Source organism: Sorangium sp. So ce1014 (assembly GCF_051521505.1).
GTDB lineage: Bacteria > Myxococcota_A > Polyangia > Polyangiales > Polyangiaceae > Sorangium.
This window is the reverse complement of the sequence record NZ_CP150356.1, coordinates 5,974,915-5,996,375: the sequence shown is the minus strand read 5'-3', so window position 1 is coordinate 5,996,375 and position 21,461 is coordinate 5,974,915. Positions and strand designations below refer to the sequence as shown.

The window sequence follows — 21,461 nt, the reverse complement described above, 5'->3', positions numbered from 1 at the left end:
CCCAGCTGGCTTGTCCGGGGCTTCCGACAGAAGCCGACAGAAGCCGACGGAAGCCGACGGAACCCGACGGAACCCGACGGAACAGAACAATAGCCTTTGTCGGGGCGCTCAGTGCCTCGGCTCGATCAGACAGGAGGAGCTCTTGCGGCGGATGCGCGTTTTGCTTATCACGAAAATTTTCCCGAACGCGGTCCACCCGGACGAGGCGCCGTACAATCGCCGGCAGTTCGCCGCGCTGTCGCGTTACTGCGACGTCCGGGTGCTCGCGACGATCCCGTGGTTTCCTGGCATGGATCGGCTCTCGAAGTGGCCTGTCGGCGCCAACGCGCCGCGCGAGGAGGTCATCGATGGGCTGCCGGTCCGGCACCCGCGCTATCTCTACGTGCCGAGGGTCGCGCCGGCCCTGAACGGCCCGCTGTATGCAGCGTCGATGCTCCCGGAGCTCGTCGGGCGCGGCCCGTCGCCCGACGTGATCGTCGGGGCCTTCGCCTACCCGGACGGCTTCGCCGCGGTGTGCCTGGGGCGGCTGCTCGGGGTGCCGGTGGTGATCAAGGTGCACGGCTCGGACATCGACGTGATCCCGCGCGACCGGCGGCTGCGGCGGCCGCTCGGCTGGGGGCTCACCCGCGCGACCCGGGTGGTCGCGGTCAGCCGCAAGCTCGCGGACGGGGTCGCGGCGCTCGGCGTGCCGCGCGATCGCATCGACGTCATCATGAACGGCGTCGACGCGAAGCTGTTCCAGCCGCGCAGCCGCGCCGAGTCGCGCGCGGCGCTCGGCCGGTCCCCGGGCTCGAAGCTGTTCGTCTTCGTCGGCCACCTGAACCGCGACAAGGGGGTGCTCGATCTCGTCGCGGCGTTCGAGCGGCTCGCGCCGGTGCACCCGGACATCGAGCTGACGCTCGTGGGCAGCGGCGCCGAGGAGCAGGCGTGCAGGGCCGCCGCCGCCCGGCTGGGCGGCCGCCTGACGGTGACCGGCTACCTGCCGCACGACCAGGTGTCGCTGTGGCTCGGGGCCTCGGACGCCCTGGTGCTCCCGAGCCTGCACGAGGGGACCCCCAACGTCGTGCTGGAGGCGCTCGCCTCGGGGCGCCGCGTGGTGGCGACGACCGTGGGGGGCATCCCCGACGTCCTGCACAGCCCGGAGCTCGGCGAGCTCATCCCGCCCGGGGACAAGGGCGCGCTGGCGGACGCGCTGCTGCGCGCCGCGCGGCACGACTACGACCCGGCGCGGATCGTGGAGCTCGCCGGCGGGCGCGACTGGGATGACAGCGCGCGCGCCCTCCACGAGACGCTCCTCGGCGCGATCCGCAGCGCGCGCCGGCCGGGCGCGGGCGGGCAGGAGCGCGACGACGTGGCCTTCAGCGCCCCGGCCCCGAAGAGCGGGATCGAGAGCGGTGCACCGCGGACGGGCGCCCCCCTGAGCTGACAGGCGGGGCGCAGCGGCCGCGGCGGCGCGCGGGTGCGGCGGCCGCGATGGCTCGCGGGCGCGGCGCCCTCTTGACGCTCGCGCCCGTTCAGCGGCCAATGCCGCTCGTGCTCACCGGCTTCCGCGCGGCCTTGGGCCCGCTCGTGCTCCTCGCCGCCGTCGCGCGGGCTCCCTACCAGTGCGCGAGCGGCGTCGACCCGGATCATCGCCAGTACGAGGATCCGAGCGAGGCCCTGTACGACCTGGCCGGGCGCTTCAAGGCCAACGGCGATCGCCGCGCTCATGTCGATACGTTGCGCTTCCTTGTCGAGCGGTATCCTTCGAGCCGGTTCGCCCGGATGGCCCGGCAGGACCTCGAGGCGCTCGGCGACACGGGCGCTCCGGGCGGGCGCGCTCCGGGCGACGGAGCCCGCTGAGGCGCCGCCGCTTTCGCGCTGGAGGAAGGCCATGCTCACCCCGCGGTTGACCCTGATCGCCCAGACGGCGGACGTACCGGAGCCGGTCCTGCTCGCGCGGCTCTCGGCCTTCGGCGCCCTGCCGGCCGAGGCCCGCGCCCGCGTGGCGGTGCAGCTCCGCGACCCCGAGCTCTCCGGCGCGGCGCTCCACGCGCTCGGCCGGCGCCTGCGCGACGCCACCGCCGCGATCGGCGCCTCGTTCCTCGTCAACGATCGCCTGGATCTCGCGCTCCTTCTGGGCGCGGACGGCGTGCACCTCGGCCGCCGCTCGGTCGCGGTGGCCGACGCGCGCGCCCTGCTCGGCGCCGGCGTCTTCGTCTCGGTCGCGTGCCACAGCGTGGACGAGGTGCTCCGCGCGGCGGAGGCCGGGGCAGACGCCGCGGTGCTCTCGCCGATCTTCGCGACGCCCGGCAAGGGCCCGCCCCTCGGGCTGACCGCGCTGGGCGAGGCGCGGGCCCGCCTCTCGGCGGCGCCGCGAGGCGTCGGGCTCATCGCCCTCGGCGGCGTGGACGCGGCCTCGGCGCCGGCCTGCCTCGCGGCGGGCGCGGACGGGGTGGCCGCCATCCGCGCCGACTTCGACGGCGCGCTGCCGGCGCCGCGCGCGGGGTGAGCTGCGCCGCCGCGCCCGGCCCCGCCCGGCGGCGACTTACCGCGCCCAGAGCGCGGCGAGCGGTAGCTCGATCGCCTCGAACGGCTCGGCTCGCACGGCCTCGTCACCCTCGTGGGTATCGAGCAGTGACCACCGTCCGTCGTCGAGCCGGTACACCTCGAGCGTCTGCGCGACCGGGTTGATCAGCCACGCGTGGCGCACCCCTTCGCGCCGGTAGATCCGCATCTTCTTGCCGCGGTCGACGCGCTCGGTGCGCGGGGAGATCACCTCGCACACCCAGTCGGGCGCGATGTCGTAGTGCGCCGGCGCCTCCTCGGGGCCGAGCGCGTCGGGCATGCGCTCGCGGCGCCAGCCGGCGAGATCGGGGACGACCTTGTCGGGCCTCGGCCCGAGGTGGAGCTCGGGCTCGACGAGGATGACCCAGCCTCCTGGTCCACCAGCACCCAGATCGAACGGACCCCCGAGGCTCACGTTCAAACGCGACGCCGTCCGCGTGTGCGGCCGCGCGGGCCGCGGGAACGTGTACAGCTCCCCGTCGAGGATCTCGGCGACCATCTCGTCCGGCACGGCCTGGAACGCGGCCTCGACCGCGGGCGCATTGCCTGGAAATAACGGGTGCTGCGCGCTCATCGTCCGATCCTAGCACCCCTGCCGTTCGTCGGGCGCCTCTGCGCCGGCCCCAGCGCATCCCTCGACGCTGGCAATCTGCCTTGCTACTAGGCCGGGCCATGTCCGAAGCGTCCTCGAAGAAACCGACCGGCGGCCCGCACGAGCCCCTGTTCGACAAGGTGGCGACCGAGCTGAACTTCCCCGCGGACGAGGCGAAGATCCTCGCGTTCTGGAAGCAGCACCGCATCTTCGAGAAGACCCTCCGCGCCGAGACCCGCGCCACCGGCCCTTCCCGGGGCACGTTCGTCTTCTACGAGGGCCCGCCGACCGCCAACGGCATGCCGCACAACGGCCACGTGCTCACGCGCGCCGTGAAGGACGTCTTCCCCCGCTACAAGACGATGCGCGGCTACGACGTCCCGCGGAAGGCCGGCTGGGACACGCACGGGCTGCCGGTCGAGGTCGAGGTCGAGAAGGAGCTGCGCATCCACGGCAAGGCCGACATCGAGCGCTACGGCGTCGAGCCGTTCATCTCGCGCTGCGTCGACTCGGTCTTCCGGTACACCGAGGCGTGGGAGAGCCTGACCGACAAGATCGGCTTCTGGGTCGACCTCGACAGCGCCTACGTCACCTACCACCGGAGCTACGTCGAGAGCGTCTGGTGGGCCCTCTCGCAGCTGCACAGGAAGGGGCTGCTCTACCGCGGCCACCGCGTGTGCTGGTGGTGGGCCCAGGGCGGCACGGCGCTCAGCGCGGCCGAGGTCGGCTCGAACTACAAGACCGTCGACGACCCGAGCGTGTTCGTGGCGTTCCCGCTCGTCGACGAGCCCGACACAGCGCTCTGCGCCTGGACGACCACCCCGTGGACCTTGCCCTCGAACGGCTACGCCGCCGTGCGGCCCGAGTTCGACTACGTCGTCGTGGACGCCGGGGCGCCGGCGGACGCTGGCGGCGGGGCGGCGCCGGTGGCGAGGAAGCTCATCGTCGCCGCGGCGCTGCGCGAGGAGCTCGCGAAGAAGTTCAAGCGCGACCTGCCCGTGCTCCGTGAGCTCAAGGGGAGCGAGCTCATCGGCAAGCGATATCGCCCGCCGTTCGACAGCTTCGCGAGGTCGCTCGAGGGCGCCACCTTGCGGAGGAAGGACGGCAAGGACGAGCCGCTCTACTGGGTCGTGCTCGGCGCGGACTTCGTCACGCTCGACTCGGGCACCGGGATCGTCCACATCGCGCCCGCGTTCGGCGAGGACGACTTCAACGCGCACAAGCGGCGCATCGCGGATCTCGCCGAGCCGGGCGTCGCGGGCGACGTCCCGATGCTGTGCGCGGTCCGGCCGGACGGCACCTTCGAGCCGGGGCTCACGCCGTTCTCGGGCCTCTGGGTGAAGGACGCCGATCCGCTCATCCTCAAGGATCTCGCGGCCCGCGGGCTGCTCGTCCACGACGAGAAGTACCGGCACGAGTACCCGTTCTGCTGGCGCGCGGACGACGACCCGCTGATCCAGCTCGCGCGGCCCGCCTGGTACATCAGGACGCGCGAGAACATCGACAAGGCGATCGCCAACAACCGCGCGATCCACTGGCTCCCGCCCCACATCCAGGAGGGCCGCTTCGGCGACTTCCTCGCCAACAACGTCGACTGGGCGCTCTCGCGCGAGCGGTACTGGGGGACGCCGCTCAACGTCTGGGTCTGCGCGAACAGCGAGGAGCACCAGCTCGCCCCGGCGTCGGTCGCCGAGATCGAGGCGCTGAACCCGCGCGCCTTCGACCACTTCCACGAGGCGAAGAAGGCCGACCCGAGCCTGAACGACCACCTCATCGTCCACAAGCCGTGGATCGACCGGGTGACCTTCCCGTGTCCGACGTGCGGCGGCGAGATGCGGCGCGTGACCGAGGTCATCGACGCGTGGTTCGACAGCGGGAGCATGCCGTTCGCGCAGTGGGGCTACCCGCACGCGCCGGGCTCGAAGGAGCTGTTCGATCGCGCGTTCCCGGCGGACTTCATCAGCGAGGCGATCGACCAGACGCGGGGCTGGTTCTACTCGCTGCTGATGGTCTCGACGCTGGTCTTCGACGAGGCGACGCAGGAGAAGCTCGGGCTGTCGCGGATCCGGACCTACCCGCACCCGTACAGGACGTGCGCCGTGCTGGGGCACGTCTGCGACCGCGAGGGCAAGAAGGAGAGCAAGTCGAAGGGCAACTACACGCCGCCCGAGGTCATCCTCGAGCGCGTCCGGATGGAGTTCGCCGCGGCTGTCGGCGCGGAGGCTGGCATCGGCGCGATGAAGGATGGAGTCGCCTACATCGCGCGTGAAGACTACGAGGGGCTCGACCTGACGGGCGACTCGGCGAAGGTGAAGGTCTACCGAGCCGATCGCGAGGGCTCCGCGATGACGCTGGAGCTCAGGCCGACGACGGGCAACAAGCGCCTGCCGCGCCGTATCGTCGCGCTCTCCCCTGGCGATCTCGATCGCCTCGGCCTCACGCCGAGGAGCGACGCGCTCTCCGTGATGCCGAACGACGTGCCGCGGCTCGCTCAGCCCGAGCGCGTCACCATCGAGGACCCGACGACGCCCGCGCCCGGGGCCGACGCGTTCCGCTGGTTCTTCTACGCGTCCTCCCCGCCGTGGACGAACACGCGCCACTCGCTGACGAACGTGCGCGCGTACCAGAAGGAGTTCGCGGTCAAGCTCCGGAACGTCACCTCGTTCTTCACCATCTACGCGAACATCGACGGCTTCTCGCCCGCCGAGGGGAACCCCGAGGCGAGGGACACGTCGCCCGCGGCGCTCGCGGCGAGCGCCGGCTACCGGCCGGCGAAGGAGCGGTCGCTCCTCGACCGGTGGATCCTCTCGGAGCTCGCGCTCTCGACGCGGGAGGTGACGGCGCACCTCGACGAGTACCGGCTGTACGAGGCCGCGCAGCGGCTCGTCGATCTCGTGGACGCGCTCTCGAACTGGTACGTCCGCCGGAGCCGCGCGCGCTTCTGGGCCCCGTCCCCGACGTGCGTCGAGGATCGGCGTTCGCCGTCCTCTCCGGCTGATCTGCTGGACGTCGCGCCGGGCGCCGTGCGCGCGGCCCAGGACAAGCGCGACGCGTACTTCACGCTGTACGAGGTGCTCGTCGCGATCGCCAAGCTGAGCGCGCCGTTCACGCCGTTCCTCGCCGACGCCGTGTACCAGAACCTCGTGCGGCGGCCGTGGCCTGCGTCGCAGCCCGCGAGCGTGCACCTCGTGGCCTTCCCGGAGGCGGACGCCGCCGCGGTGGACGAGCCGCTCGCGATCGAGATGCGCGCCGTGCGCGAGCTCGTCTCGCTCGGCCTGCAGGTGCGCACGGCGAACAAGCTCAAGGTGCGGCAGCCGCTCGCGCGCGCGGACATCGTGCTGTCGCAGCAGGGCCTCGCGGCGGCGCTCGCCGAGCACGTGCCGCTCATCGCCGAGGAGCTCAACGTCCACGAGGTGCGCTTCCTGAAGCCCGGCCAGGAGGGGAGCGCGGTCCGTTACGTGCTCAAGCCGAACTTCCGCGCGCTCGGGCCGAAGCTCGGCAAGAAGGTGCAGCTCGCGAAGCAGGTCCTCGCGAAGGCCGACGCGTCGGCGCTGCGCGCGGCGCTCGCGACCGAGGGCAAGATCGCGATCGCGCTCGACGGCGAGCAGGTCGAGCTCGGCCCCGAGGAGATCGACGTCGCCGTCGAGGCGGGCGAGGGGTTCGCCGCGGCCGGCGGCCGCGCGGGCGTGGTCGTGCTGCACACGGCGCTCACGGACGCGCTCCGCGACGAGGGGCTCGGCCGGGAGATCCTCTCGCGCGTGCAGGGTCTGCGCAAGGAGCTCGACCTCGGCTTCACCGAGCGGATCCGGCTCGCGATCGACGGCAGCGAGCGGGCCCGCGAGGTCGCCGCGGCGGCGCGCGAGATGCTCATGCAGGAGGCGCTCGCGGCAGAGCTCGTGGTCGGCGAGGCGCCCGCGGCGTGGGGGCAAGCCGAGCGGCGCGAGCTCAGCGTCGACGGCGAGGCGCTCACGATCGCGCTCGCGAGGACGGCGTGAGGGCGCGCAGACGAGCCCTCGCCATGGGCCAGCCATGATCACCAAGGTCTTCGCCAGGAACTACCGCAGCATCGGCGAGGTGGAGCTGCCGCTCGGGGATCTCACGACGCTCGTCGGGCCGAACGCCTCGGGGAAGAGCAACATCGTGGACGCGGTGCGATTCCTCGCCGATTGTCTACGAGCGCCGCTCGGCTTCGCGATGACCATGCATCAGCGGCAGGGGTTCGGATCGCTCCTGCATCAGGGCGACACGGCGTCGTTGGGGCTGACCGTCGGTGCGGAGGTATGTACTGACGGCGGCCTGGGTATCTGGGCCTTCACGCTCCAGCCGGCAGGCGGCGACGGCGGTTTCGAAGTGAAGAGCGAGCGAGCCGCGTGGGTGCAGGGGGGAGCACCGGGCACCTGGGCAGGTCAGGAGCTGGAGAGATTGCTGCGCCTGGAGGAGGTGCCCGATCTGCAGGAGGCCTTGAGGAGCCAGCACGGCTCCGGTTTTGTTCGGTTCGGAGGACTTCATGTCAGCAAGGTCGGCGACCTCCTCGGGCAGCTTTCCCCGCCCACCCACACGGCGCTGGCGCTTCCTCAAGTCTCGGACGAGGCTCTGAGGCCGCTCGCAGACGAGCTCAATCGGGTGGCGATGTACTCGCTGTTTCCGAACGAGCTGCGCCCGCCGCGTGCGCCGAATCCCGAGAAGCCGATGATGGCGAACGGCGAGAACTGGGCCTGGACGCTCTCTTCGCTGGACAAGGAACGCTGGGGTAGCGAGCTTCTTTGTTCCTTGAGTCGCATCGCCGGGGATGTCGACGACTACCGCGTCGTGCGTGCCGGCGGGTACTTGATCCCAGAGTTCCGCCACGGCGTCGACGCGTCGGGCGACGGACGCTGGCGCGGTGCCGCGCAGGAGTCGGACGGGACGCTGCGCGTCGCGGCGATCCTCACGGCTCTCTTCCAGGAGCCACCGCTGTCGCTCATCGGCGTCGAGGAGCCGGAGCTTGCCGTCCACCCTGGCGCCCTTCCGGTGCTCTTCGATTTTCTGAGCGAGGCCTCACGCCGCAGCCAGATCCTCCTCACGACGCACAGCCCTGATCTCCTGGATCTGCTGCCTGTCGATAGTCTTCGCGTCGTCGAGCGGCGAGGCGGTGCGACCACCGTCTCGCGCGTGGACGAGCGGCAGCGCGACCTCGTGCGCAAGCGCCTGATGTCCACCAGCGATCTCCTCCACGCCGAAGGACTCCACCCCGAGGGGATCGCCGGAGATGGGTAGGGCCTACCTGGTCGTCGAGGGCCACGGCGAGGTCGAGGCGGCGAGGAACCTGGTCATCCGGCTCTGGGCCGACCTCGGGCTGCCGCTCGCGGTCTGGGGAGCCCCCAAGCGCGGCAAGGCGCTCAACGACTTCGGCGCGCTCCGCGTCTCCGGGGCGAGGTCGTTCCGCACGCTCGAGAACGCGCTGCGGTTTCTCGCCGCGCCCGGCGCTCTCGGTGTCTACCCACCTCCACGACCCTAGGGCGCGGTCCTCCGGCCTCGGTCGCGGTTCCGTACCGAGCCTCACTGTCCTGCGCGCGCGGCCACCCCGCTTCGCGGGGCGGCGCTCCTTACTTCAAGGATCTTGTTGCGGCCATCGCTGACGAGGCGTTCGATGATCCTCGTGGGGTGGGGCGCATCGGAGATTCTCAGGACTGTACCGAGGGCCGCCTAGTGCCGGCCCGAGCGGGGCGACAGCCTGCCCAGACGCCAGGATCTTTCCGCGGCGAGCAGGAGGGAGAGCCGGTCGCCTGGAGGAGGGGCTCCGTGCCGCGATGATCACCCACATCTACGTCAGCAACTACGGCACCATCGGCGCCGGCCTCGAGCTCACGCTGGGCGCGCTGACCGCGCTCGTCGGTCCGCCCGGCGCAGGGAAGGGGTGCCTGCTCGACGCCGTGCGGTTCCTCGCCGAGTGCGCGAACGGGGCGCTCGAGCAGGCAGCGGCCAGCCGGCGCGGCGGCGGCGCGCTGCAGCGCCCTTGCGGGGACGGCGCGCTCACCACCCTCGGCGTCGCGGTCTCCAGGACCGAGGGCCACGGGTTCTGGCTCGTGCAGCTCGCGCCGGGGGACCGGGACGGCGTGCCGCGCGTCAAGAGCGAGACGGCCGCGTGGTGGCAGCGCAGCGCGCTCACGCGGCTCGTCAAGCCGGGCCTGCGCGACGTCTTCGACGCCGGCACCGACCCGCCCGAGGTCTCCTTCGACCGGCTCAAGGGCAGCCCGAAGGGGTTCTCGCGCAAGGACAAGGGCCGCAGCGGCACGCTCGCCTACCGCGGGGTCGCCCCCATCGCCGTGAGCGGCGCCAGGCTCGTCCTGCCGCTGCTCTCCGATGGACCGCTCACCCCGATGCTCGACGAGCTGCGCCGCGCGGTCCTCTACTCCCTCGCGCCCCGCACCCTCCGCTCGCCCCAGAAGATCAGCGCGTCCCGCCGCCTCCGCGCGGGCGGCGAGAACTGGGGCTCCGTCCTCCGCGCGCTCGAGAAAGAGCGCTGGAGCGAACCGTTCCTCGCCAGCCTCGCGCAGGTGACCGGCGACATCGACGGCGCCCGCGCGTCCTCGTCCGGCGGGCTCCTCGTCCCGGAGCTGCGCCACGGCGTCGACGAAGGCGGCCGCGAGCGCTGGCGCGCCGCCGCGGACGAGCCGGACGCCACGCTGAGGGTGGCCGCCATGGTCACCGCGCTCTCGCAGGAGCCGCCGCTCGTGCTCGCCGGCTTCGAGCACCCCGACGCGGGCGTCGATCGCGGCGCGCTACCGACGCTGATCGAGTACCTGCGCGGCGCCTCCGCCCAGCGCCATCTCCTGCTCACGACCGAGTGCCCCGCGCTCCTCGATCTCCTGCCGCCCGAGTCCGTCTACTCGGTGGAGCTCCGCGACGGCTCGACCACCGCGTCGCCCGTGGACGCGTCGCAGCGGAAGGCGCTCCGCGAGCAGCTCGGCGCCGCGGAGCGCCAGCGCACCCAGGCCGCGCGATCCGAGCACCCGCCGCGTGTCCCGTGAGCCCGCCCGCGCGCCGTGGTCCGCGCCCGCGGCGCCGCTACCCCGCGAGCCGCTCCCTGCGCGGCGCGAGCGGCGAGGCGTCGTACCGCGCGAGGAGGTCCTCCGGGTCGCGGTAGAGCGCCGCGCACCCCGCCTCGACGAGCTCCATCTCGGGGAAGCCTCCGCAGAGCAGCCCCACCGTCAGGATGCCGAGCTTCGCCGCGGCCTCGGCGTCGGACGGCGTGTCGCCGACGAGGACCACCTCGCGCGGATCGACGCAGCCCAGCCGGTCGAGCGCCGCCTCGAGGATGTCAGGGCGCGGCTTCGACCTCTCCGCGTCGTCCGCCGACACCGCCCACGAGACAAGGTCGCCCACCCCGGCGCGCTCGGTGCTCGCGTCGAGCTCGCGGCGCGGCAGCGACGAGGCGAGGACGATCCGGCGCCCGTCGCCCGCGACGCGCTCGAACAGCTCGCGCACCTTCGGGAAGACGCGCGCCCCCGGGAGGAGCTCGCGCTCGTAGATCCGGTCGTGCAGCGACGCGATCCCCGCGCCGATCCAGCCGATCTCCTCGGGCGAAAGGAACACCGGCAGCAGCTGGTCCGCGCCCTTGCCGACGTGGCTCCGCAGCTTCTCCCGCGAGACCTCCCGGCCGAACCGCCCGAAGGCCTGCTGCCAGGCGACCGCGTGCAGATCCACGGTGTCGAGGATCGTGCCGTCGACACCGAAAATGACGGCGCTGACGCTGACCATGGCGCGACACGTGGCGCAGGGCCGGACGCACCGCCATCGGAGGGCTCCCGACGGCGCGGCCGCCGCGCGGGCCCGAGCGGCGCCCGGACGAAGGCGCGATAGACTGGTCGAGGAGGGCGAGCGGACAAGGCGATGCGATCCATGAACGGCCGGCTGACGGCACTCTCGGTCTTCCTCGGCGCACTCCTCGGGCCGCAGCGCTCCGCCGCGGACGCCGGGCCCGCGGTGGTCGTGGTCGATCAGGACGACGACGACGCCGACGGCGTGCCCGACGGCGCGCAGGCCCGCGTGCCGCCCTCCCCGGAGCTGCTCGCGCTGCGCGCGCCGCGCGGCGCGAGCCAGGCGCCCGCCGCGATCCCCGCCGGCCTGCGGCTCCTCGTCGACGGCAGCCCCGTCCAGCCGGGCGGCGCGATCCCCGCGAGCGCGCGCCGCGTCGAGATCCAGGCGGTCCGGGCGGGGCGGAGCGAGGTCGTCCTCTTCGGCGCGACGCGGACGATCAGCGCGTTCGAGGTCCGCGCCATCGACGGCGCCGGGAGGCGCATCGACATGGCGCGGTCCCACGCCTCGCTCCAGCGCACGCCCCCGGACCGGCTCGGCGACGACCCGCTCGGGGACCTCGACGATCCCGACGCGATCCGGCTGCTCGTCATCGGCGCGCCCGACGACCTGCCGCTCACCCTCGACGTCCACTCCGCGGCGCCGTCCGGCAAGGCGATCGATCGGCTGTCCAGCGTGCCGCTCGGCCACGTCCCGTGCCCCCCGGACGTCGCGCCGGGCCTCGTGTGCGGCTCGACGCGCCCCCTCCGGGCGGTCGCCGACGACATCGATCGCAACCACCCGATGATCGCCGATCGCTCCGTGAAGGGCGAGGTCGGCGGGGCGCTCGTCGTCGCCGTGCCCGGGGGGCCGAAGCTCCAGATGATCCGCGTCGCCGGCCCGCGCGCCTCGCCGCTCGGGCCCCTCGGGCGCACGCGCGCGCGCCTCCGCATCCTCATGGTGCGGCCGCGCGCCGGCGGGCCGCCGCCGATGGGCGGGGACGACGCGGGCGCCATCGCCATCGCGCGGGCGGAGGTCGAGCGCGCGAACGCCCTCTGGGGCGCGTGCGGCGTGAGCTTCGGCCCGCTGGAGGCGCTCGACATCACCTTCGTCGATCCCCCGCGGCCGCACCTGCTCGCGATCGGCTGCGACCACGGCCTCCCGGCGAGCGGCGGCGCGATCCGGGTGCGCGTCGACGGCCACGAGGTGACCGCGGCGATCCGGCCTCGCATGCGCCCCGGCGCCGCGGCCCGCGCCGTCGCCGCGGCGATCGGCGCCGCGGGGTTCTCGGTGCGCCTCTCCGACAACCCGGTCATCGGCGCGGGCGCGTACGGGACCACCGACGTGCTCGTGCGGCGCCCCGGCGGCGCGCTCGCGACGATCGAGCCGCCGGCGTCGGGCGCGCTGAGCACCGACGCCACGCTCACGGCGTGCATCGGCGCCGTGGAGCTCGAGGACGGCCTGCAGCACTTCACCGACACGGACGCCATCGCCGGCACCGTCGAGGAGCGCGCGCTCATCAAGGCGTTCGACGACGGCGACCCCGCGACCGTCGACGTCGTGATGGTCCCGAGCTTCGCCGGCGGCGGGCGCATCGGCGAGTCGTTCATCTTCGCCGACGGGGGGGCGATTCGGAACACGATCATCGAGGATCGCGCCGGCCTGCGCGCGGATCGCGCCTCGTTCGCGCTGTCGCACGAGCTCGGCCACGTGCTGCTCGACGAGCCGGGGCACCCGGACGATTTCGGGATCGACACCCCGACCCGGCTGATGGACGCCGACGCGGCCAACGCCTCCGCCTACGGGCCGCGCCGCCTCACGGTCGACGAGTGCGCGCGCGCGATTCGCCAGAGCGGCGCGGCGGACCCGCGCCAGGGCCCGCAGAGCGGCGCGCCGCCGGCGCCGCGCCCGGGCGGGCCCGCGCCGCGAAGCGTGGAGGCCGCTCCTGCGGGGGCCGCGGCGGTGAGCCCTCCCGGCGCGCCTGGGTTCCGGCCGAGCGGCCCCGTGCCCTTGCTCGCGCCGTGGCCGCTCGCCCCGCTCGGTCGAGAGAGGTGAGCGACCGCTCGACGCTGTGGTAGGAGCGGGCCCATGCGGGTCTCCCAGCGGAGCGGCCTCTTCAGCGGCGTCGCAGCCCTCGCGTGCGCCACGGTCCTGCTCGAGATCTCGCTCACGCGGATCTGCGCGGCGCTGTTCGGCGAGCCCCACGCGTTCGTCGCGCTCGCGCTGCCGCTCGTCGGCGCGGGCGCGGGCGGCGCGCTGCTCTACCTCGCCCCGTCGCTCGTCCGCCCGCCCGCCCTCTTCGCCCGCATGGCGGCCCTCTCCTCGCTCGCGTCGGGCGCGACGCTCGCCGCGATCATCCTGCTCGCGCAGCGCGGGCCCGCGTCGGGGTCGCTCCCGTGGCACGCGCTGCTCTACGCCGCGTCCACCGTCCCGTTCGCGCTCGCCGGCCTCGCGCTCGCGGCCGCGATCCGGCACGCCGCGTCCGAGATGCCCCGCCTCTACCTGCTCGATCTCGCCGGCGGCGCCCTCGGCGGGCTCGCGGCGGCCGTCGCGATCCGCGCAGGCGCGCCCCGCGCCGCGCTCGCGGCGGCGATCTTCTTCGCGGTGGCGGGCGTCTTCTTCTATCTCGGGTCGCGCTGCCGCGAGGGCGAGCAGCGGGCGTCGGGGGGCCTCGTCGCCACCTTCGTGCTCGGCGGCTTCGTGCTCCTCGCCGGCGACCTCGGCGCCCCGTGGCTCCGGCTCGCCGGCCTCCGCCGGGGCGCGCCCGACCGGACCGAGCACGAGGCCTGGAGCGAGCGCTCGCTGATCACGGTCGACCGCCCGAGGGCCGGCACGGCGATGATGCGGCTCGGCAGCGCCGCGCAGAGCCCGATCCTCGACGCGAAGACGTCGCCCCCGCCCCAGCCCGAGGACATGGCGTACGCGCTCCACAAGGACCAGGGCCCGGCGCTCGTCGTCGGCGCCGGAGGCGGGCGCGACGTGCGCGCCGCGCTGAAGGCCGGGCAGAAGCACGTGGTCGCCGTCGAGGGAGACCGCGGCGTCGTCGAGGTGATGCGCGGGCGGTACGCCGCGTTCAACGGCCACCTGTTCGACAAGCCCGAGGTCCACCTCGTGCTGGGCGACGGGCGGAGCTTCGCCCGGCGCACGCCGCTGCTCTTCCGGAACATCGTGATCCCGTCGGCCGAGACCGCCGAGGCGTCGACGACCGGCGCGCTCGCGCTGTCGGAGAGCCGGCTCCACACGGTCGAGGGCGTCGGGGACTTCCTCTCGCGTCTCCTGCCCGAGGGCACGCTGGTCCTGAGCCGCGCGGACGTCGACTTCGATCGCCTGCTCGCCCTCACGGCCGCGGCGCTGCGCCGCGCGGGCGTGGCCGAGCCGAGGGACCACCTCTTCGCGTGCACCGCCGCGCACAGGACCGCGCTCCTCGCGCGGCGCACGCCGCTCGCGCGCCAGGACGTCGAGGCGCTGCGCCGCCACTGCCGCCGGCACAAGTTCTCGGAGGCGTTCGCCCCCGACCGCCCAGGTACGCCGAGCCGCGGGCTCCTCGTCGCGGCCGCCGGGGCGCGCGCGCCCGGCGCGGGGGCCGATCTCACGCCGCCCACGCCCACCGACGACAGGCCGTTCTTCTCGTACACCGTCCCGGCGCGCCGCCTGCCCGCGGTGCTCGGCGACCTCGGGGCCCTCCGCGCCGAGCACGCGGGCCTCTTCGCGCTCGCGGCGCTGCTCGCCGTCGGCGCGGGCCTCTTCGCGCTCGCGGCGCTGCTCCCGGTGCTCGCCGCGCGCGTCGGCCGCCTCCGGCGCGGCGCCGCGGCGCGCGACGTTGGGGGGCCCGGCTCCGCGCCCCCGCCGCCGCGCGCCCGCGCGCTCTTCTTCTTCGCCGCGATCGGCGCGGGCTTCGCGCTCGTCGAGCTCGCCGTCTTCCGCCACGGGCTCCTCCTGCTCGAGCTGCCTGCGCACGAGCTCCCGGCCGTCCTCGCGATCCTCCTCGTCTCCGCCGGCGTGGGCGGGCTGCTCACCGCCCGCGTGGCGCCGGGCGCCGCGACGCGGGCCTCCGCGCGGGTGGCGGAGGCGCTCGTCGTCGCCGCGGCGCTCGCCGCGGTGGGGCTCGTCCCGCTCGCGCGGTGGAGCCTCGGGCTCGGGTCCATCCCGCGCGCGCTCCTCGCCGTCGCGATCCTCGTGCCGTTCGGCCTGCTCGCGGGCTCGCTCGCGCCGCTCGGGGTCAAGCTCGTGGCCTCGATCACGCCGGCGCTGCTCCCCTGGTGCTGGTCGCTCTGCGCCCTCGCCGGCGCGACGGCGCTGGCCCTCGGCGCCCTGTGCGCGATGCACCTCGGCTACAGCGCCCTGCTGCTCGGCGCGGGCCTCGTGTACCTCCTCGCCGCGGCGGCCGTGCCGCCCGCAGCGGCCGGGGCGACCGCCGTGGGCGACGACGAGCGGGGGCCGTCGAGCGCCGCCGACGCCGCCGCCGTCGCCCAAAGCGCGCAGCCGGCCCGGGGCGCCGCGGGGGCGCAGCCCGACGTGCCCGAGGCGGCGCCGGTCGCGTGAGCGCGCGGCGCGCCCGGCCTCACCGCCGCGCGGCCAGGAGCCTCACCGCCGCGCGGCCAGGAGAAGGTGCGCGAGCAGGCCCGCGATGTTGTACGCGTCGTCGGTGCCCCGGTGGTGCGTGCCCGCGAGCGGCAGGCCCACGCGCTCCAGGGCCTCGGCCATGCCCACCTCGCGCGACAGCGCGTGCGTCACCGCGAACAGGCTCTTCACGTTGAGGTGGCTCGGCCCGAACGGGAAGGGCACGCCGGACGCCTGGCACTGCCGCTCGAACATGCGCCGGTCGTAGTCGCCGTAGCTCGCCCAGAGGCGATCCTGCGCCTTGAGCTCGCCCCGCAGCAGCGCGCACGCCTCCCTGAACGAGACGCCCGCCTCGACGTCCGCCTGCGTCAGCGTCGTCAGCGCCGTACAGAACGGGCTCACGCGCGAGCGCTCGGGGCGCACAAGGATCGACCGCCGGTCGCGCCGCCGGCCCGACGCGACCTCGAGCGTGCACACGCCGATCTCGATGATCTCGTTCTCCTCGCCCCGCGGCGGGTCGCCGTCCCAGCAGGTCGATTCCACGTCGATCACGAGGATGAGATCAAGACGCTTCGCCATCCGTCATCGTCCCTACATGTAGTAATGAGTACGCTTTCATTGTAACGGCGATCGGGACGCAAATTCTTTCGGGATTTTCCCGACAAGCCAAAAACGCCTCGGGCGGTTCGCTTTGTCCGGGTAAAAACTGAGTAGATACGGGACATAAGCCGGCAGAGCACCTACAGCGGTTCAGTCGTTTCGGTGCCCAATCCCCTTGCTTGGAGGGCCTGGTCCATGGACACTCGTCAGGTAATTTCTGACGAGGTTCTCTACGTGGCTCCTGGTTCCCCGCTCCGTTGCTCTTCCGGTTCAGCCAGGGACAGGTCCGGGTTCGCTGAGGCGCTCCCCGAACCTGCCGCCGAGGATCCCGGTCCCGCCTCGGAGCGACGGCTGCCTCCTCGTTCCGGGATCGTCCGCCACGCGGGCCGCGACCGGGGGGTGGCGAAGGCGCACCCCGCGGCGCGCGGCGGGGCGGCGGCGGCCGGCGCGGCGGCGGGGCTCCCGGCAGCATGTGGGGCCGCGGCGGTCGATCCGCTCGTCGGCCGTACAGAGCACGGACTGCACATCGAGCGGCTCATCGCCGAGGGGGGTATGGGCGCGGTCTACGCGGCCCGTCGCGTCGCGACGGGGGAGCCGGTCGCGCTCAAGGTGCTCCGGCGCGTGCATGCGGGGGACGCGGGTATCGAGAGCCGGTTCGCCCGCGAGGTCCGGCTTGCCCGTCGCATCGACCACCCGAACGTCTGCCCTGTGCTCGGCGAGGGGCGCCTCGCGGACGGGCGCCCGTTCTTCCTGATGCCGCTCTTCGGCGGCGTCACCCTGAGCGAGGAGGTGCGGCGCAACGGCCCCCTGCCGCTGGGCCGCGCGCTCGCCCTCGCGGACCAGATCCTCGCCGGCCTCGCGGCCATGCACGAGGCGAAGGTCGTCCACCGCGACCTCCAGCCGGGCAACATCCTGCTCGTCCCCGGGGCGCCGGGCGCCGGGGCAGGGGAGGGAGCGCCGACGGTCAAGCTCATCGATCTCGGCTTCGCGCACGAGCCGGGCGTCGACACGGGCGACGGCATGACGCCCGACAGCCCCGGGTCGCTCGTGGGCACCCTGCGGTTCATGTCGCCGGAGCAGGCGATGCGCAGCCGCGCCATCACCGAGCGGAGCGACCTCTTCGCCGCCGCGCTGCTCATCTACTACGCCCTCTCGGGCAAGCTCCCCTTCCGCGGCCGGGGCGATCTCGACGTGCTCGTCGCGATCGTGCGCTCCGCGCCCGTGCCCCTCCGGCGGGAGCGCCGCGAACTCCCGCGCGCGCTCGACGAGGTGCTCTCCCGCGCGCTGTCCAAGCACCCCGACAATCGCTTCGCCGGCGCCTCGGCGATGCGCGACGCGCTCGCCGCCATTCAGGTGTAGCCCCGCGCGCGCGGCGCGTCCGCGGTCCCTTCCAGCGCCGGCCCGCTCCTTGCCACGACGGGGGCCGCGCCACGCAGCACCGCGAGCCGGGCTGTGCACGCGCTGCTCAAGGGCGGCGACGCGGCGCGGTGAGCTTCACGCGAGGGGAACCCCATGGACGCACTCGATCTCTTGGAGCAGCAGCATCTCGAAGTCAGCGACCTGATGGCGCGCATCGCCGCCGAGCCCAGCCCGGGCTTGCGGACATCGATGGTCGCGCAGCTCTCCCGGATGATCGACGCGCACGTGCGCATCGAGCAGACGTACCTCTACCCGGTGTGTGCCGAGCGGATGGCCAGCGACCGGAAGCCGCTCCACGACGCGTACGAGAAGCACGGCCTGGCGCGCTTCGCGGCGGACAACCTGCTGCGCACGCGCGTGACCGATGTGCGCTTCGAGGCGCGCCTCCGGCTCCTGCGGGATGTTTTCGCCCACCACGCCGACGAGGAGGAGGGCATCCTCTTCCCGAAGGCGAAGCGGGGCCTCACGGACGAGCAGCTCGACGTGATCGGCAGCGATCTCGAGCGCGCGTACGAGGTGCTGCTGCGCGTCGGGGTGCCCGCGGGCGTCCCGCTCGTGCGATCGCAGCGCGGCTGGCCGAGGCGCGGCACCCACACCCTGCGCGCCCTCCGGCCCATGTCGCGCCGCCGCGGCGAGGGGCCCCCGCGCCCGCGGGTGCTGAGCCGATAGGACGGAAATAGCCGCCGCGGAGCGGCGCAGAAGTCCGGCCGTCCCTGGCCGGGCTTCTGGCGGGCGGGACTAGACCGGTACGGGGCCGCCGAAGGCACCGAGGAAGCGCGCTACCCAGACGGCGAGCATCAGGGCCGCCAGCGCGGCGCCGATCCGTGTCACCCAGGCCCCCTGCACCGACTCGGTCGCGGCGATGCGGCCGTCCTTCACGTAGATCGCGGCGTTGTACGCGATCGCGGCGAGCACGAGCGGCGCCATGAGCGGGGCGAGGGGGTGGAACCGCAGCGCCTCGGCCACGTGGCCGTGCGCGAGGGCGAGGGTCGCGCGCGTGAGCCCGCAGCCGGGGCAGGGGTGGCCGGTGACGATCGCGAACGGGCAGAGCGGGACGCCGCACGCGACCAGGAGCCCGAGCAGCGCCGCTATCGCGCCGAGGCGCGCCGCGCGGCCGCCCGGACGCGCCGCGCTCCATCGGGACCGAGCCGATGGAGCGGGCGAAGGGGCGTCGGTCGGACAGGACAGCGACAACGGCGGTGCGGGCTAGGCGGCGTTCGGGTCCCAGACCTCGTTGAGGTCCTTCGCGAGGGCGTAGAGCGGGAGGAAGATGTAGAGCACGATGCCCTCGGCCTGCGGGTTGCGCGAGCCGGCCATCTGCTTGGCCCGGGTCACCTGCTCCGGCACCTTCACCCAGAGGAAGTAGTAGTTGAGCAGCGGGATGAAGACGTACCAGGGCTTGAACTCGGGATCCTTCGTCGCCTGCTGCAGCTCGTTCAGCATCGCCCAGAGCTGCCAGATCGCGTAGACGAAGCAGACCATCCCGATCACGCACACCGTGACCGGGTTGCGCGTCTCGCCCCGGCCGCCGCCCGGGGCCAGCGACCCGCTGCCGCCGTACACGCCCAGGTTGCTGGCCGCCTGGCCGAACTGGCCGGGCGGCGACAGCTGACCGCCGCCCTGCGGGCTGCCGTAGCCGCCAGGATCGCTCACGCCCTGCGGGCTGCCGTAACCACCGCCGCCCTGCGGGCTGCCGTAGCCGCCGCCCTGAGGGCTGCCATAGCCGCCGCCATCCTGGGGGCTGCCGTAACCACCGCCGCCCTGGGGGCTGCCATAGCCGCCGCCCTCCTGGGGGCCGCCGTAGCCGCCGCCGCCTTGGGGGCTGCCGTAGCCGCCGCCGCCCTGGGGGCTGCCGTAGCCGCCGCCGCCCTGAGGGCTGCCGTAGCCGCCGCCGCCCTGAGGGCTGCCGTAGCCGCCGCCCGCCTGCGGATCCTGGCCCGGAGGCGGACCGTACCCGCTGGCGCTGTGCTGCGGCGGCTGGCCGTAGCCGGGAGGCTGGCCGTAGCCGGGGGGCTGGCCGTAGCCCGGAGGCTGGCCGTAGCCGGGGGGCGCGCCGCCGAGGCCGCCCATCGGGTCCTGGCCCGGGGGCTGGCCGTAGCCTGGGGGCTGACCGTAACCCGGAGGCTGGCCGTAACCCGGAGGCGCGCCGCCGAGGCCGCCCATCGGGTCCTGGCCCGGGGGCGAACCGAAGGGGCCGCCGCCCTGCGGGGGCTGACCGTAGTTGCCGCCGGGCGGCGGAAACGCCCCGGCCGGCGTGCCGGGCGACTGCTGCCCGCCCGGCCCGCTGTATCCGGGCAGCTGGTCGATCGCCATCGTGCCGCCGAGCGGGTTCACGCCCTGGTTGGGCTGCTGGCCGAACGGCGAATACCCGCCCGACGGGCTCGCGGCCGCGCCGCCGAAGGACGGACCGGAGGGCTGCTGTCCCCCGGGGGGCGAACCATAGCCCATCCCGGGCGGGGGCGGCGCCGGGGGAGGCCCGGCAGAAGCGCCGAGCCCCGCCGGAGGTACGCCGACCACCGTGCCAGCCAGGCCCTGCGGCGGGCTCGGGATGCCGCCGGGCATGCCCGGCGGTGCGCCGGCCGGAGGCGCCGGAGGCAGAGGCGCCCCAGGAGCGCGCGGGGCCCCCGAAGACGGCTGACTCATCAGCATGGTGCCCTTGAACTTCGGTGCGGCCGCCCCCTTGAGGTTGAAGCCACACTTCGTGCACGTGGACGCCGTTTCCGAGTTTTGCGTCCCACAATTCGGACAGAACACGCACCACCTCCGGAGGGGGGTTCGCTGCTACGGATGTCCGCGCCCTGCGCGCGTCGTAATGGGCGCGAAGGGTAGTTGAAGCGCCTTCCGGTTCTCAAGTGAAAGACGAAGAACGCTGCGGACTTCTCCCGAGGCTACGCGTTCTCCGTCAGAAAACCCAGGGCGTTCTCTCGCCGCGAGCGAGCGCGCCCCCCGTACGCCGCTCCCCGTACGTCGCGCCCGGTACGTCGCACGCCGCACGCCGCGCGCTCCTCGCTCACCCCCTGGAAGGCCATGCCGCCGGGGCGCGGCGCGCCGGCGACCCGCCGTGGTCGGGGCAGGCCGGCCGGCGCTCTGCCGGCAGCGGGCGGCTGCCGGCGGCTGCGGCTGCGGGGCACCTGTCACCTGCGCTCCTGCAGGCGCCACCTTTCTGGGCCGCGGGCGGGTTTGCGTGGTTCGCTGGAGGTTTCCCCCCGGCGCGCCTTGACAGTGACCACCGTCGCTCACTAGCGTGCCGGCGCCTCGGGACGGCTCCGTACGACGGACAACCGAATGCCCGGCCGCCGGTGCGCGGGGCTGTCCGCCTCCGGCAGGCGCCTCCACACCGGAGGCGCACGAGGTAGCGCCCGGCTCTGCCGGGCAGACCCTCGTTGGAAGGGACCCGCCTTGCGGGGTCCCGACTGCATGTCGAAGCGGGCACGCCTCAATCGCGGCGCGCCCAGGGAGCCAGCGGACCGTGCCAACAGCGGACATGACCGACAAATTTGCTCTGAGCGCCGACCGGCAAACCGAGTTCGAGAAGATCCTCGCGCGTTACCCCAACCGCCAGGCCGCGTGCATCCCGGTGCTCCACCTCTGCCAGAGCCAGGAGGGGTGGGTCTCCGAACGGGTGCTCCGCTGGGTCGCCGAGCAGCTCGGCCTCCCGACGGCGCACGTCCAGGGGGTCGCGACCTTCTACACGCTCTTCAACAAGGAGCCCGTGGGCAAGCACCAGGTCTGGGTCTGCCGGACGCTGAGCTGCGCGCTGAGCGGCGCGGACGCGGTGCTCCACCACTGCGAGAAGCGGCTCGGGATCCACGCGGGCGAGACCACGAAGGACGGGAAGATCACGCTGCGCACCGCAGAGTGCCTCGCCTCGTGCGGCACCGCCCCGATGATGCAGGTCGATCGCGACTACCACGAGGGCCTCACGCTCGAGAAGGTGGACGTGATCCTCGATCGGTTGACGAGGTGA

General features: G+C 74.0%; 17 protein-coding genes and 1 pseudogene. 12 read left to right on the top strand and 6 right to left on the bottom strand.

The genetic code is table 11. The features are described 5' to 3' along the window. Positions 1–151: 151 nt before the first annotated feature. The 3 genes from WME75_RS22530 to WME75_RS22520 all read left to right on the top strand — a co-directional run bounded on the left by WME75_RS22530 (position 152) and on the right by WME75_RS22520 (position 2,491). A complete protein-coding gene (locus WME75_RS22530; RefSeq protein WP_437494390.1) occupies positions 152–1,426 on the top strand; it encodes a glycosyltransferase family 4 protein in 1,275 nt (424 codons plus the stop codon). 98 nt (positions 1,427–1,524) lie between these two features. Then, a complete protein-coding gene (locus WME75_RS22525; RefSeq protein ID WP_437494388.1) occupies positions 1,525–1,842 on the top strand; it encodes a tetratricopeptide repeat protein in 318 nt (105 codons plus the stop codon). Positions 1,843–1,873: 31 nt separating this feature from the next. Then, the gene (locus WME75_RS22520) at positions 1,874–2,491 is read left to right on the top strand and encodes a thiamine phosphate synthase (RefSeq protein ID WP_437494386.1); all 618 of its coding nucleotides are present in this window, start codon (positions 1,874–1,876) and stop codon (positions 2,489–2,491) included. A 36-nt stretch (positions 2,492–2,527) separates the two neighbouring features. Here the strand turns inward: WME75_RS22520 and WME75_RS22515 are convergent, their stop codons facing one another. After that, on the bottom strand, positions 2,528–3,121 hold the full coding sequence (locus WME75_RS22515; RefSeq protein WP_437494384.1) for a Uma2 family endonuclease: 594 nt from the start codon (positions 3,119–3,121) through the stop codon (positions 2,528–2,530). A 98-nt stretch (positions 3,122–3,219) separates the two neighbouring features. On the opposite strand from WME75_RS22515, the gene ileS reads away from it, so the two are divergent. The 4 genes from ileS (at position 3,220) to WME75_RS22495 (ending at position 10,149) form a co-directional block, all read left to right on the top strand. Then, on the top strand, positions 3,220–7,134 hold the full coding sequence (gene ileS, locus WME75_RS22510) for an isoleucine--tRNA ligase (protein WP_437494382.1): 3,915 nt from the start codon (positions 3,220–3,222) through the stop codon (positions 7,132–7,134). Positions 7,135–7,168: 34 nt separating this feature from the next. Beyond that, positions 7,169–8,395, top strand: a complete 1,227-nt coding sequence (locus WME75_RS22505; protein ID WP_437494380.1) for an AAA family ATPase — start codon at positions 7,169–7,171, stop codon at positions 8,393–8,395. Then, positions 8,388–8,636, top strand: coding sequence for a hypothetical protein (locus WME75_RS22500; protein WP_437494378.1), 249 nt, complete (start codon positions 8,388–8,390; stop codon positions 8,634–8,636). Before WME75_RS22505 ends, WME75_RS22500 begins: the two co-directional genes overlap by 8 nt. Before the next feature lie 292 nt (positions 8,637–8,928). Further along, entirely contained in the window at positions 8,929–10,149 is a 1,221-nt protein-coding gene (locus WME75_RS22495) for an AAA family ATPase (RefSeq protein WP_437494376.1), read from the top strand. Positions 10,150–10,186: 37 nt separating this feature from the next. Here the strand turns inward: WME75_RS22495 and WME75_RS22490 are convergent, their stop codons facing one another. Then, positions 10,187–10,879, bottom strand: coding sequence for an HAD family hydrolase (locus WME75_RS22490; RefSeq protein WP_437494374.1), 693 nt, complete (start codon positions 10,877–10,879; stop codon positions 10,187–10,189). Between the two features lie 141 nt (positions 10,880–11,020). Between WME75_RS22490 and WME75_RS22485 the strand changes: the two genes are divergently transcribed. Next, positions 11,021–12,970: a hypothetical protein gene (locus tag WME75_RS22485; protein WP_437494372.1), complete on the top strand. Its 1,950-nt coding sequence runs from the start codon at positions 11,021–11,023 to the stop codon at positions 12,968–12,970. A gap of 33 nt (positions 12,971–13,003) precedes the next feature. Then, entirely contained in the window at positions 13,004–15,457 is a 2,454-nt protein-coding gene (locus WME75_RS22480) for a hypothetical protein (RefSeq protein ID WP_437494370.1), read from the top strand. A gap of 42 nt (positions 15,458–15,499) precedes the next feature. Here WME75_RS22480 and WME75_RS22475 read toward each other — a convergent pair whose 3' ends face one another. Then, the gene (locus WME75_RS22475; protein ID WP_437494368.1) at positions 15,500–16,054 is read right to left on the bottom strand and encodes an exonuclease domain-containing protein; all 555 of its coding nucleotides are present in this window, start codon (positions 16,052–16,054) and stop codon (positions 15,500–15,502) included. Positions 16,055–16,474: 420 nt separating this feature from the next. On the opposite strand from WME75_RS22475, the gene WME75_RS22470 reads away from it, so the two are divergent. Continuing rightward, complete coding sequence (locus WME75_RS22470) at positions 16,475–17,434, top strand: serine/threonine-protein kinase (protein WP_437494366.1); 960 nt, start codon at positions 16,475–16,477, stop codon at positions 17,432–17,434. Positions 17,435–17,587: 153 nt separating this feature from the next. After that, a complete protein-coding gene (locus tag WME75_RS22465; protein WP_437494364.1) occupies positions 17,588–18,163 on the top strand; it encodes a hemerythrin domain-containing protein in 576 nt (191 codons plus the stop codon). 69 nt (positions 18,164–18,232) lie between these two features. On the opposite strand, the gene WME75_RS22460 is transcribed toward WME75_RS22465, so the two are convergent. The 3 genes and pseudogenes from WME75_RS22460 to WME75_RS22450 form a co-directional block, all read right to left on the bottom strand. Continuing rightward, positions 18,233–18,688 carry a DUF2752 domain-containing protein gene (locus WME75_RS22460; protein ID WP_437494362.1) on the bottom strand — a complete coding sequence of 152 codons (456 nt, stop codon included), beginning with the start codon at positions 18,686–18,688 and terminating at the stop codon, positions 18,233–18,235. A 12-nt stretch (positions 18,689–18,700) separates the two neighbouring features. Next, a complete protein-coding gene (locus WME75_RS22455) occupies positions 18,701–20,056 on the bottom strand; it encodes a hypothetical protein (protein ID WP_437495127.1) in 1,356 nt (451 codons plus the stop codon). 126 nt (positions 20,057–20,182) lie between these two features. Continuing rightward, a pseudogene (locus WME75_RS22450) lies at positions 20,183–20,248 on the bottom strand (zinc-ribbon domain-containing protein); the annotation flags it as partial. 730 nt (positions 20,249–20,978) lie between these two features. Between WME75_RS22450 and nuoE the strand changes: the two are divergent. After that, positions 20,979–21,461: an NADH-quinone oxidoreductase subunit NuoE gene (gene nuoE, locus WME75_RS22445; protein WP_437494360.1), complete on the top strand. Its 483-nt coding sequence runs from the start codon at positions 20,979–20,981 to the stop codon at positions 21,459–21,461.

What these genes read in the sequence shown, in the direction of transcription:
- WME75_RS22490 (WP_437494374.1), bottom strand. Translation starts at nt 10,879, where the DNA reads ATGGTCAGCGTCAGCGCCGTCATTTTCGGTGTCGACGGCACGATCCTC.
- WME75_RS22520 (WP_437494386.1), top strand. Translation starts at nt 1,874, where the DNA reads ATGCTCACCCCGCGGTTGACCCTGATCGCCCAGACGGCGGACGTACCG.
- WME75_RS22455 (WP_437495127.1), bottom strand. Translation starts at nt 20,056, where the DNA reads ATGCCCGGCGGCATCCCGAGCCCGCCGCAGGGCCTGGCTGGCACGGTG.
- WME75_RS22465 (WP_437494364.1), top strand. Translation starts at nt 17,588, where the DNA reads ATGGACGCACTCGATCTCTTGGAGCAGCAGCATCTCGAAGTCAGCGAC.
- nuoE (WP_437494360.1), top strand. Translation starts at nt 20,979, where the DNA reads ATGACCGACAAATTTGCTCTGAGCGCCGACCGGCAAACCGAGTTCGAG.
- WME75_RS22495 (WP_437494376.1), top strand. Translation starts at nt 8,929, where the DNA reads ATGATCACCCACATCTACGTCAGCAACTACGGCACCATCGGCGCCGGC.
- WME75_RS22485 (WP_437494372.1), top strand. Translation starts at nt 11,021, where the DNA reads ATGAACGGCCGGCTGACGGCACTCTCGGTCTTCCTCGGCGCACTCCTC.
- WME75_RS22515 (WP_437494384.1), bottom strand. Translation starts at nt 3,121, where the DNA reads ATGAGCGCGCAGCACCCGTTATTTCCAGGCAATGCGCCCGCGGTCGAG.
- WME75_RS22505 (WP_437494380.1), top strand. Translation starts at nt 7,169, where the DNA reads ATGATCACCAAGGTCTTCGCCAGGAACTACCGCAGCATCGGCGAGGTG.
- WME75_RS22500 (WP_437494378.1), top strand. Translation starts at nt 8,388, where the DNA reads ATGGGTAGGGCCTACCTGGTCGTCGAGGGCCACGGCGAGGTCGAGGCG.
- WME75_RS22525 (WP_437494388.1), top strand. Translation starts at nt 1,525, where the DNA reads ATGCCGCTCGTGCTCACCGGCTTCCGCGCGGCCTTGGGCCCGCTCGTG.
- ileS (WP_437494382.1), top strand. Translation starts at nt 3,220, where the DNA reads ATGTCCGAAGCGTCCTCGAAGAAACCGACCGGCGGCCCGCACGAGCCC.
- WME75_RS22475 (WP_437494368.1), bottom strand. Translation starts at nt 16,054, where the DNA reads ATGGCGAAGCGTCTTGATCTCATCCTCGTGATCGACGTGGAATCGACC.
- WME75_RS22480 (WP_437494370.1), top strand. Translation starts at nt 13,004, where the DNA reads ATGCGGGTCTCCCAGCGGAGCGGCCTCTTCAGCGGCGTCGCAGCCCTC.
- WME75_RS22530 (WP_437494390.1), top strand. Translation starts at nt 152, where the DNA reads ATGCGCGTTTTGCTTATCACGAAAATTTTCCCGAACGCGGTCCACCCG.